The organism is Sulfurimonas sp. (assembly GCF_018698455.1).
Classification (GTDB): Bacteria; Campylobacterota; Campylobacteria; order Campylobacterales; family Sulfurimonadaceae; genus Sulfurimonas.
The window spans coordinates 1-11,716 of the sequence record NZ_JABIOQ010000039.1; the positions used below are offsets into that span (position 1 = coordinate 1).

Annotated in this window: 9 protein-coding genes; 7 read left to right on the plus strand and 2 right to left on the minus strand. The window is 35.4% G+C overall.

Annotated features, from left to right (window positions below):
• Positions 1–362 precede the first annotated feature (362 nt).
• The 5 genes from HOG88_RS05075 (at position 363) to raiA (ending at position 7,096) form a co-directional block, all read left to right on the plus strand.
• The gene (locus HOG88_RS05075; protein ID WP_295003874.1) at positions 363–4,523 is read left to right on the plus strand and encodes a PKD domain-containing protein; all 4,161 of its coding nucleotides are present in this window, start codon (positions 363–365) and stop codon (positions 4,521–4,523) included.
• Positions 4,517–5,152 (plus strand): type II secretion system protein, encoded by a 636-nt coding sequence (locus tag HOG88_RS05080; protein WP_295003876.1) that lies wholly within the window; start codon positions 4,517–4,519, stop codon positions 5,150–5,152. Before HOG88_RS05075 ends, HOG88_RS05080 begins: the two co-directional genes overlap by 7 nt.
• Positions 5,152–6,054, plus strand: a complete 903-nt coding sequence (locus tag HOG88_RS05085) for a protein containing prepilin-type N- cleavage/methylation domain protein (protein WP_295003878.1) — start codon at positions 5,152–5,154, stop codon at positions 6,052–6,054. The genes HOG88_RS05080 and HOG88_RS05085 overlap by 1 nt, the downstream gene beginning before the upstream one ends.
• Positions 6,030–6,497, plus strand: a complete 468-nt coding sequence (locus tag HOG88_RS05090; RefSeq protein WP_295003880.1) for a hypothetical protein — start codon at positions 6,030–6,032, stop codon at positions 6,495–6,497. Before HOG88_RS05085 ends, HOG88_RS05090 begins: the two co-directional genes overlap by 25 nt.
• Before the next feature lie 65 nt (positions 6,498–6,562).
• The gene (gene raiA / locus HOG88_RS05095; protein ID WP_295003881.1) at positions 6,563–7,096 is read left to right on the plus strand and encodes a ribosome-associated translation inhibitor RaiA; all 534 of its coding nucleotides are present in this window, start codon (positions 6,563–6,565) and stop codon (positions 7,094–7,096) included.
• A gap of 9 nt (positions 7,097–7,105) precedes the next feature.
• Here the strand turns inward: raiA and recG are convergent, their stop codons facing one another.
• Together recG and glyQ are read right to left on the minus strand one after the other, a co-directional pair.
• A complete protein-coding gene (gene recG, locus HOG88_RS05100) occupies positions 7,106–8,899 on the minus strand; it encodes an ATP-dependent DNA helicase RecG (protein ID WP_295003882.1) in 1,794 nt (597 codons plus the stop codon).
• Between the two features lie 82 nt (positions 8,900–8,981).
• Positions 8,982–9,866, minus strand: coding sequence for a glycine--tRNA ligase subunit alpha (glyQ, locus tag HOG88_RS05105; protein WP_295003884.1), 885 nt, complete (start codon positions 9,864–9,866; stop codon positions 8,982–8,984).
• Between the two features lie 104 nt (positions 9,867–9,970).
• Between glyQ and HOG88_RS05110 the strand changes: the two genes are divergently transcribed.
• Together HOG88_RS05110 and HOG88_RS05115 are read left to right on the plus strand one after the other, a co-directional pair.
• On the plus strand, positions 9,971–11,341 hold the full coding sequence (locus HOG88_RS05110) for a M6 family metalloprotease domain-containing protein (RefSeq protein WP_295003886.1): 1,371 nt from the start codon (positions 9,971–9,973) through the stop codon (positions 11,339–11,341).
• A gap of 9 nt (positions 11,342–11,350) precedes the next feature.
• Positions 11,351–11,713 (plus strand): hypothetical protein, encoded by a 363-nt coding sequence (locus HOG88_RS05115; protein ID WP_295003888.1) that lies wholly within the window; start codon positions 11,351–11,353, stop codon positions 11,711–11,713.
• Positions 11,714–11,716: the final 3 nt, after the last annotated feature.

Genomic DNA, 11,716 nt, shown 5'->3' on the forward strand with positions numbered 1-11,716 from the left:
AATTCTCCCACAAGTCCTAAATATTTTGACCAGTATACTAAAAAAAGAATAATATTCAAGTTTATATTAATAAAAAGCATTGATAAGTGCCTGACACCTTATTTTGGCATAATTCTCCCACAAGTCCTAAATATTTTGACCAGTATACTAAAAAAAGAATAATATTCAAGTTTATATTAATAAAAAGCATTGATAAGTGCCTGACACCTTATTTTCCTTATTTGTTTTTATATATTTTAAAAATGTATTTACTTTCAGTACATATAAAGCTTAGAAATTAGATAATGTAATCTTATATATGTAAATTGCCGCTGAGTCCAATTTTTGGTGCAGTGATTTTACACTAAACCAAGGGGTCAGTTATGAAATTATTTATAAAACACTTACTTTTACTTATTTTACTAAGTACACAGTCCTTCGGGTTTTCCAATAATCCACCTGTTGCAAATGCAGGTCCTGATATTACAACAACTACCAATACTTACATAGTTATTTCTGGTAGTGCAACAGATGGAGACGGAGATAGTCTTACATACAAATGGGAGAATTCAAGTGGTCAAGTATTAGCCACTTCAAAATCCTTTGTTTATCCCACTAACAATACAGGAACTTATACACTAACATTTATTGCTACCGATCCAGAAGGTGATTATGACACTGATAAAATGTCAATTACCATAAATTTACCCTATGGAGGAACAGCCGACGGTGTATGTTATGACTCGCCCACTACTTCAGATAGAAAAACTACTACTCCTATAAATTCTATAGATAATACACTAGAAAACGTAATTGTCTATTTTGACACTTCCAGTCTAATTTCAATTTTTGGAGGAGGTCCCATAGATGACTGTTCAGTCGATAATGGTGCGAAAAGTGTTAATTGTGAAGAAGATAGCAGTGGAAACAGTATCGGTCCCGTTAGTATGTTTAACAATGAGGGCTGGACATTTAGTTTAGGAGATGTTTCAGAAAATCAAGACCGTTCCATTAGTACATATGACGATCGTTTTGGTTTTGGTTTTTTTGACTTCATTAACAGTTTTTTTAGTATAACTGGTGCGATTCAAGCCACTTACGAAAAAAATGGCTACCTCTATAAAGGTGAAATAAAAGCATGTGCACCACCGCCTAGCAAAGAAGTTGAAGTGACTACTAATTTACGAGATTTTACAATTAGAAATCCTTTAGAGACACGTAACATTAAAGGGAATATACAAGTAATAGGAAATACCGTCTTGTGTGTCAAAAAGAATGGTAGTTGCTATAACTATAAAGGGAATTCCAGTAATGCTAATCTTAACTTACAGTATATTGATACAGATGGAGATCAATATACATATAACTCCTCACAAGCAAAGTTAGAACTTCCAGCAGAGTCAACAATTGTATGGGCTGGTTTTTACTCTCAAGGTTATTTAAAAGGCTTAAACAAAAGTCAAAGTATTAGTAAGGCAAATGAACCTACACGACTAAGTCATCCAGTATTTGGAACACTTTCACTAACACCGGACAATCTTGACCTGTACCCTAATGACAACAATGGATATACTTATAGTACCTTTACTGATGTTCCAGCTCTTGTTGGACTAACGGAGACAGACTTAAATGGCTGGATAACAGGGGCAAACATAAAGTCATATATTGGAACTGACCGCAGTGGTTTAGGTAACTTTGGAGCATGGACATTTGTTGTTATTTATGAAAATGAAAGTGAAACACTTAAAAATATTTCTATTTTTGATGGTTACCGCCGTGTTGCTAAAAATAGAGGTTTCAGTAGTGTAGAAATTCCTATCACTGACTTCTTAACACCTAGTAATGGAGATGTAAAATCTACGATTTCAGTTTTTGCTGGAGAGGGAGATAAAAATATTGGAGGAGATAAATTTTATGTTGATAACATTTCACTTAATGGAAATAATGCATTTAACTCAGCAACGAGTGGTTTCGATGCTAATCCTGACTACATAAACAACCAAGGTATAGATATACAAAACTATAATATTGGTACTGATGGCGATCAAACGCATCCACAAATCATTCAAAATGATCAAACTTCAGCAGTTATTAAACTTACTTCTTCGCAAGATACATATTTTCCAAGTATGGTAGGCTTTACAACAGAGCTTTATATTCCTCGTGTTTGTTACTATATAGACACTATTGTTGGTGCTAGAGGAAATAAAATATTTGATGATGGGGAATTTATAGAAGACATAGAATCTAACACAGAGTACACTTTTAACTTCTGGATTTCAAATATGAAGAAAGAAGAAACTGACACTGAATTAGAAGCAGCAAAATTTGTACAGATATACTTAAATATGCAAGACTTTGACTACACTTCAAACTCTTCAAGCATTTACAATCTTGGTACAAGTGGTTATCAAGATATGTCAGATAGTTACAACTTTGACAACAACTATTCAAAAGCAGCCAATGACTTAGGTGAATATATATCTAATAACTCTACCTGGAGGGTTGGTTACGGGGCAAACACACAACAAGGTGGAATACTAAATGTTGCATCTGGGTTTAATGATACTCCAAATATAGTAAAAGTGAAAATAAATGGTCAAATAACAACTAGCATTGATGCCCAAACACTTGACTTGCTTGACTATTTAGAAGTAAGTGCTTCATTTAAAACTGACACAATCACAATTGATCCCAATAATGCTCTGCGTATCGAACAATGTCAAGACTTAAACACTAGTGCTACTCTAGGACAAAATGGCTTATACAATGCAGTTCAAACAAACTTTACATACAGTAAAGACCCTATAAATGATGGTACAGTTGTTGATCCTAAGAACTACTTAAAAACTCAAGTTGTAAACAAACCTTTTACTCTCGCCATATTATCTCTTGATCGTAGCGATGAAGAAACATTAGTATATTCCACTAAAGATGTAAATGTATCGATTATAGCTACTCCTTCATGGACAGGAGATACCAATACAGATGCACAATTATGCCATAATGCAGTGCCATTAGACACAGAACAAGTTGTTCTTTTAAATGGTCTTCAACAGATAAATGCAACATTCAACTCTCAAGTTGCGACAAAAAATGCAAGTATAAAGATAAAGTATAGTGAATCATCTTCAGCCTGTTCACGTGATGTTTTTGCAATACGTCCTGATAGATTTATCCTCACTGCCCCAGCAGGACAAGATATAGAGTTATTGACATCTGCGAGAAATTATAATCTATCACTCGATGCTGTACAATTCAACACTACTACACCAGTAACTACTTATAATGTTCCCAATGTCAACAACACAGTATTTGATATAAATCAATCTCTGCGCAAACCAGATGGATCTATTGATAATAGTATGAATGGAACAGTCTCATTTTTAGCAACCCAATTTAACATCATTAATGGTAGTGCTCTAAATGCAGTTGGTTTGAATTTTGATGATGTTGGAAATGTCATCATTCAACTTGTAGATAAGACATGGGCTCAAATAGATATAGCTAATAATGACACAACTGCAGATTGTAGTCCTACGGGAGCTTATGTTTGTGGTGACATAAACGCTACTTTTATTCCAGCTAACTTTTTGTTAAACGCTGTTACTTTGCATAACAATAATAACGGTAACTTTACCTATATCTCAAACGATTTAAGTATGTCAGCACATATTCAACTCACAGCAACAGCAGTAAATGATAATGGCAATCCCACAAGAAACTTTACACAAAACGATTGGGAAAATCCTGTTGATATCACAATGAATCTCGCTGCCGTTGCAGGAATGACTTCGCATCAAGATGATGTAAATCAGACACGTAACCTAAATTTTCAAAATGGAGTATTAATGATTCCTTGGAATGAAGCACAAGGTTTTAAACAAATGATGTTCAATTTCCAAAGAGCTAATGATGCCGTTAGGAATCCTCTTATGGTACGTGGTACAGATGTAAATGTAACAGCTTCATCAGTTTACACATCTTCTACAGGTACACCACCAATAACAGTGACTGGTTCTAGTCTTGCAGACCAAAATACAACTTTTGTTTACGGAAGAACAAATGCTCCAAGACAGATGTTTCAGGCAAACATAGGTACTGTACCAATCTCCTATGAAAGTTATTGTTTTGGGGCAGGTTGCGATAAGACAATGCTTCCAGGTGGGGTAAACTCTACAACTACTAATGATCCAAGATGGTTTGTAAATAACGGACATGATCCAATGATATCTGGAAACACTGGAGTAGTCAATCAAAGAAGTGGTGCTGGATTAGTCACAAATCCAGCAGGAGTAACAGATGCACTTGGATTGACGACAGTCCCTTTAATTTACAACGGTGCAAGTTTTCCATATAAAACCACTATGCAAAACAATGCTTCTACTTGGCTAATATATAATCAATACAATGCGGGTGCGGGTGTAAATGAGTTTGAAGTAGAATTTACCAATGCTAATACAACTTGGGCTGGACAACATGAGACAAATTCAACGACCGCCACAACTGCAGCACAAAGAACAAATAGGAGAGCAATGTGGTAAAAAGATCTGCTTTTACTTTAATAGAACTGATTTTTGCCATTGTTATTATAGCAATTAGTGTAGTTTCCTTACCAATGATGAATCAAGCAATTTCAGAAGGTATTGATGAAAACATTAAGCAAGAGGCTATTTTTGCCGCTGCTACAAAGCTTAATGAAGCAGTAACTGCACAGTGGGATGAACAATCCCTAGAGGCAAATCAAATTAATTCCCTTTCAAGAGTAATAGATATAAATGCTAACTGCAACAACAATCCTAATGCAATTACATTTGGACAGATGCCCGGTCATATAAATCAGCCTTTTCACAGAAGATGTCGTACCGCTGCAGCTGGTGCATTAAACCAACGCGGTAATGTAAATATAACCTCACTTGATGACATGGCTGGTACAACGCCTCTTTTTATCGTAACAGGTGCTGGAACTGTTGCCAATCAATCAAGCTACAAAGAAAATTACAACTCAGTTGTTACAGTTACACAAACTCCAAATTTTGACGGAGCTGCTCTTAATGATATGAAAAGAGTTGATGTTAATATAACAGATACAACAAGCGGTGCAACTGTTGTTTCATTAACAACCTATAGTGCAAATATCGGCGCGCCAGATTTCTACAAGAGGCAATACTAATGAGAAATCGTACTGCATTTACTATGATTGAGCTCATTTTTGTAATCGTAGTCATGGGGATTATTGGAAAATTTGGAGTAGAATTTTTAGCACAAGCATATAAAAGTTTTATATTCTCCAGTATTAACAATACTTTACAATCAAATAGTGCAAGCGCCGTGGAGTTCATTGCTAAACGTCTTGAGAGTCGTATAAAAGATTCTGTTGTCGCACGAGTAGCACCTACAACAGGTCACATAGCTTTAGGAAGCGTAAATCCAAATGTTAACTACACTGTTTTAGAATGGATTGGCTCCGATATAGATGGATTTCGAGGAGATATAACTCCAAACTGGAGTGGAATCATAGACTTAGATGTTGGAGCAGGAGCTAATTTACTTATGTCACCTGCCACAGATACAAATACAACGAATACATTAATAGCGACTCTATCTGCCGGTGGTTCTGCTGGTGCAGCTAGTGGCATAAATGATGCAGCCTTATACTTTGTAGGCTCAAACACAGATATTAACATGTATGGATACAATACTGCATCAGGAACATCAATTACTGATCAAAACTCAGTTATGCACCCAATTAACAGGAATGCTATCATTACAAACTTCGTTCCAGCAATAGGAAATTTTGCAGGAATAGATGTATATGAATATTATAAATTGGCATGGACTGCATATGCTATTGTATTTACAACAACTGGAACTAATATTGGGAACTTGACTCTTTATTATGATTATCAACCATGGGATGGAGAAATTATGACAGATGGAGATTCTGCCATAATAATGGAAGATATTAGTACATTTCGGGCTATCTCCATAGGTTCTATTATAAAAATTCAAGTATGTGCTAAAAGCGATGTTGTGGAGGAGTACTCTTTATGCAAAGAAAAAACAATATTTTAAATAGAAGTAGAAGTGGTATGGCTATGATAATGGCTATAGCCGTTATAGTCATTATCGGTACTATTATGGCTCTTTCTTTAGCTATGACTGCACAGACTACTAAAAGAACTGCTGACTTATATCTCTACGAGCAGGCAATGTTACTTTCAAAAAGTGCTACCGAATATGCTCTTTTAAGAATAGCTCGAGACAATAATGCTACCAATCCTTGTAATTTTACAGGTGATAACTTTACTCAAAATGGAATTTATGACATTAACATATCTGTCAGATACATATATAATACAGTAGGAACATGTGCTGGTGCTTTGCAATATGCTACTGTTGTAACCCCCGAACAAAATGGTTCAGTACTAATGGATGTTACAGTAAGTGTACCCCAAGCAGCGAATGTTGCTACAGAACCAATCACATACTTCAAAAGAACTATTCAAAAACTATAACAAAATTATTTTATATAAACTTTTGTGTGATATAATTAATATATATACATACAAAAGGATTTTAAATGAATATTTCACTTACCGGTAGACACCTAGAACTAACAGATGCAATCAAAGCACATATGAATACATCAGTAGAAACACTTAATAAATTTCATCTTGATATAATCTCTGTAAATGTAGTAGCATCAGCACAAACAAAAAAAGGTAAAGAACACTCAGTTGTTGAGTTAGTTATAAACCTTGCACATAAAAACTCTGTTGTTATCAAACAAAACGATGATGATCTTTATGCAGCTATAGACCTAGCAACATCTCGTGCACAAAAAGCTCTTCGTCGTATGCATGACAAAGATGTTGGCCATCATAAAGTTGGGCTAAACGCGGCTAAAGCAGAAAATATAGATGTAAAAGTTGCTACTGAATCTATGGAAGATGAGATAGTTCCTGTTGAGCTAGAACTTTACAAACCTCGTGAAGTTGAAGATGTTTTAAACGACCTCAAAGAAGGTGGTAAAATGTTCGAGATTTTTATAGACCATGATGGTAAAACGCGTGTTTTATACAAACGCCATGATGAGAAGTTCGGACTATACTAGCCCCTAAAGTTAAAGAGATAAACTCTCTTTAACACTCTTTACAATTTCTAAATCTTCCCCAAAATCAAACCAACGAAACTGATTTCCACTCTGAGAACTCCCCTTTAGTAAATCTCCACTTTTTCTATACTTTAAATCAAGGTTCGCTATATCGAATCCACTCGTAGTTTTAACAAAAGAGTCTAAACGCGATGATGCGTCTTGGTTAGTATAAAGAAAGCAATAACCTTTTAATCCCGTTCTGCTTACACGACCACGCAGTTGATGTAAGGTTGAGAGGCCTAATCTTTCAGCACCAACTATAACCACTGTTGTAAGTTTTGGAAGTGAGATGCCCACTTCAACAACTGTTGTACTTATAAGTATATTTCCCTTTTCTCTAAAGTCTATGAGCACCTGCTCTTTTTCTTTATCTTTTCCATGAGTCACATATACATCTGAAAAGTTCTTTTCCCAAAATCCACGAGCTTCTTCTATACTCTGATAGTCTAAAACTTCACTCTGTTCTACGAGTGGATAGACTATTAAAACTTGATTGTTATGAGAGAGTTCTTCTTTTATGTGTTCTATGAGTTCTTTAAAATCACTCTTATGAATCACTTTTGAATCTATGTCTTTTTTAAATGGTGTAGAAGTTATAAGACTGACATCTATGTGTGCTGATTCTATCATCGCTAGGGTTCTAGGTATTGGGGTTGCTGAAAACTGAAGGAAGTGCGGTTTTTTAGCCCCATCACTTACAAGTTTATCAAGCATACTTCTCTGAGCAGTACCAAAACGGTGCTGTTCATCCACCATAACTAAAGCTGCACTTGGTAGTTCTCTATAAAGAAGGGCATGAGTCCCTATGATAAAGTCATACTCAGAGAGGTCTACTTTTTTACTCTTACTCGTTACTAAAACTATTTTGACATTTGGTAAAAATTTTGTAGCTTCTTCAAAAAGTTGGTTTGCGAGTATGGTTGTAGGAGCCATCAATATAGAACGATGAGGAAGCATCATAAGTGCTGCCGCCAAAATAACCATAGTTTTTCCACTTCCTACATCTCCAACTATCATTCTCTTTGACGCCTTGTTTAGTGAGAAATCTTTTTGAATATCTTTTATGGTACTTATTTGTTCATTTGTGAGTTTAAATGGAAGCTGTTGTGCCCATTCTTTATACTCACCTACTTGAGATACCAAAGGTTCAAACTCTCTGCGTTTAGAGGCAAGTAACTTCATGTAAGCATGCAGTTCCATAAACTTTAAAGCATTGAGCGTATGTTCTTCTAGCTCTTGGGCTTGAAGTATCTCAGGATTTACAAAATGTAGACTTAGCACTGCGTTTATAATCTCTTGTGGTATTCCCTCTTTCAGTAAGTTTTCTTCTTTTAACTCTTTTTGAATAAAACGCCACATAACGTCGCTTCTAAGCCCACATTTGTACTTAGGTATGATAGAACCCATGGTAGTGATTTTTTTTGGCATACTCATACTGCACTGCCCTGTCTTACATGTAATCATTCCATAGTAGTAGTCACGACTACCTACACTTAACTGATGCATCATAAATTGTTTAGGACGAAATATTACAGCATTTATAGTATGTCCAAAATTATGTACGTAAAAAGTTATCTGTATGGTGTTTTTAGCCCAAAAGACGGATTCTACCGTTGCATCTATTAGTTGGAAAGTATCTTCACAGAGTTTCTCATGAAGCCGTAAATCTTCATAAGAGTGGGGGATTAAAAGAGCAAGTTCGGTATATGAACTAATTTCGAGTTTATCAAACTTAGTTTTTACATCTTTGGTTAATTTCATTATATGCTCTTTATTTTATAGTTAATAAACTATACATAAAAAGAGTTGTGATTTCTTATAATATGACGAATTGTCATATTTATTAAGAATTTACTCGTTTATTTCTCTCTTCTTCTTGGGATTTATATAACGCGGCACACCCTTTAGTGAGTTCACGAATTTTGAGCATATAGTTCTGGCGTTCTGTTTGAGATATAGCTTTTCTCGCATCTAAAACATTAAACACGTTTGAGATCATCATGCATAAGTCATATGCAGGTAAAGGAAGCTCAGCATCGAGTACTTTTTGGCACTCTATACTTTTAGCTTCAAACTCTGCAAAAAGTATCTCTGTATCGGCTACTTCAAAGTTGTACTTTGAAAATTCTATTTCGCTTTCTTTATGTATATCTTTGTAGTATGTTTTATTTCCGTGCTTATCTTCATTCCAAACTATGTCAAAAATATTGTCTACACCTTGAAGGTACATTGCTAAACGCTCAGTACCGTATGTAATCTCAACGGCAACAGGATTACACTCTATCCCTCCAACTTGTTGAAAGTAAGTAAATTGTGTTACTTCCATTCCATTGAGCCATACTTCCCATCCTAGACCCCATGCGCCAAGTGTTGGTGATTCCCAGTTGTCCTCTATAAAACGAATGTCATGCTGTGACACATCCAAGCCTAAATACTCAAGCGACTTCAGATAAAGCTCTTGAATATTGTCTGGTGATGGTTTTATAAGTGCTTGAAACTGGTAGTATGAACCTAAACGATTTGGATTTTCTCCATAACGACCATCTGTTGGACGACGAGATGGTGCTACATAAGCAGTAGCCCATGGCATTGAGTCAAGAGAACGTAAAAATGTAGCAGGGTGAAATGTTCCTGCACCTGATGGAATATCATAAGGTTGAAGAATATTACATCCCTCATTCATCCAAAATTCTTGTAGTTTTAGTAGCATTGAACTAAAAGTTATCATGTATATTCCTAAACATATTTAATATTCGTTATTCTATCTTTATACGGCTTGTGTATTAATAAATCTCGTAGTATACTTATGTAAAAATAAACGTAGGATTTTTAATGATAAAAATTATTGTCTTAACAATTATATCACTTATTTTTTTAGGTTGCGGAAGTAGCGATGGTTCTGCCACCACAATTACCCTGCCTCAGCAAGAGCCTGAAATCCTACCTCCGCAAGAGCCTGAAATCCTACCTCCGCAAGAGCCTGAAATCCTACCTCCGCAAGAGCCTGTCCCTTTTCCGGTATCAGAATCCTCTATCCCTATGCTTTGCATTTTAGTAAACTATGATGACCAAAAAATTATATCTTCTGATTCTGTCTGGAGTGATAAAATTTTTGGAAAAAACAATCACCAGCTCAACCACTATTATCAGGAAAATAGTAATTTTCAATTTGAATTTGCAAAAGTTTCTGAGAACAGAGGAATACTCAACGATGGTATTGCCTCAGTAAGCCTCAATAAAAACCATCCAAATATTGATATTGATAGTTCCAATTTTTCAAGTTCTTTTTATCCTGATTTAGGAGACGCATTGAGAGAGCTAGATAGCGATGTTGATTTTTCAAACTTTGACAATAATGCCGATGGGTATATATCATCCAATGAATTAGTAATCACTTTCATTATTGCTGGTTATGAAGACGCTTATGAAGGCTTCCATGTCGCTAATGGTATATGGGCGCACCAATCCTGTGTATCATCTACTGTTGATACAGTTACACTAGATTCAGTAACCTTGATGAGTTGCTCGGCCCAAGGTAAATTTTCTCTTTTTGGTGAGAGACATAATCTAAATAATTCTCATGATGCAACAATAGGTATAATCGCTCATGAGTTAGGACACTCTGCCTTTCACCTTCCAGACTTATACAATACCTCAAACTCAAACCGTGGAGGAATTGGAGCATTAGGGTTGATGGGGCTTGGAACATGGGGATATGAAAACAACTTAGACTATCCTGGAAACACACCTTCACATTTTTGCGCATGGAGCAAACAGTACAACAATTGGCTTACCCCATCTCTACAAACTGGCTATAGTAATTTAGATGAAAGTTCTTCTCTTGAGTATAACGTCGTAAAAATACCTATAGATTCAACCAGCTACTACCTTGTAGAAAATAGAAATAACAGTGGCTACGATAAAGGCCTCAATGCACTTAGTGGTATCTTTAATGGGGGAGTTGCTCTGTGGAAGATAGATGAATCAAGACTCACCCAAACATACATAGACAACAACAATGTAAACGCGGACACACAGAACAAAGGTGTTGACTTGGTTGAGGCAATTATGGGTAGCATTGATTCAGCTGGAAGCTATGGAGATGAGAGTGCTCTTTATTATGATTCAAATGTTAACTCATTTGAGAATGTAATTTCAAACGTATCCTCACGGGGAACTCTAATGTCACTCAATATAAACTAAGGATTTTTTATGAAACACTTTACACTCTTACTTTTATCTTTCTCTTTTTTATTTTCCGCTCCAGCATTTAACAAACTGAGAGAATTCAAGAATGCAGATGGTTCAACTTTTATGGCACAAGCAAAAGGTAACCATCACCTACATTGGATTCAAACGCAAGATGCAGAGATACTAAGATACAATCCTAATAGTAGAAATTTTGAATATGCGGTTATAGAAGATGGTTCTATGAGAGCTTCTGGAAGTAAATATCAAAAAAATAACTCCAATAGAGCCAGAGCAATAGCTCATATAAATAAATTGAATATTAATGATGTTCACAAATTATGGTCAAACAGACAAAATAAACATAAAACTCATAAGAAAGAATAGTTA

Excerpts from the sequence above, each read along its gene's own strand:
- HOG88_RS05115 (WP_295003888.1), top strand. The coding sequence starts at position 11,351 with ATGAAACACTTTACACTCTTACTTTTATCTTTCTCTTTTTTATTTTCC.
- HOG88_RS05085 (WP_295003878.1), top strand. The coding sequence starts at position 5,152 with ATGAGAAATCGTACTGCATTTACTATGATTGAGCTCATTTTTGTAATC.
- HOG88_RS05075 (WP_295003874.1), top strand. The coding sequence starts at position 363 with ATGAAATTATTTATAAAACACTTACTTTTACTTATTTTACTAAGTACA.
- raiA (WP_295003881.1), top strand. The coding sequence starts at position 6,563 with ATGAATATTTCACTTACCGGTAGACACCTAGAACTAACAGATGCAATC.
- recG (WP_295003882.1), bottom strand. The coding sequence starts at position 8,899 with ATGAAATTAACCAAAGATGTAAAAACTAAGTTTGATAAACTCGAAATT.
- glyQ (WP_295003884.1), bottom strand. The coding sequence starts at position 9,866 with ATGATAACTTTTAGTTCAATGCTACTAAAACTACAAGAATTTTGGATG.
- HOG88_RS05090 (WP_295003880.1), top strand. The coding sequence starts at position 6,030 with ATGCAAAGAAAAAACAATATTTTAAATAGAAGTAGAAGTGGTATGGCT.
- HOG88_RS05110 (WP_295003886.1), top strand. The coding sequence starts at position 9,971 with ATGATAAAAATTATTGTCTTAACAATTATATCACTTATTTTTTTAGGT.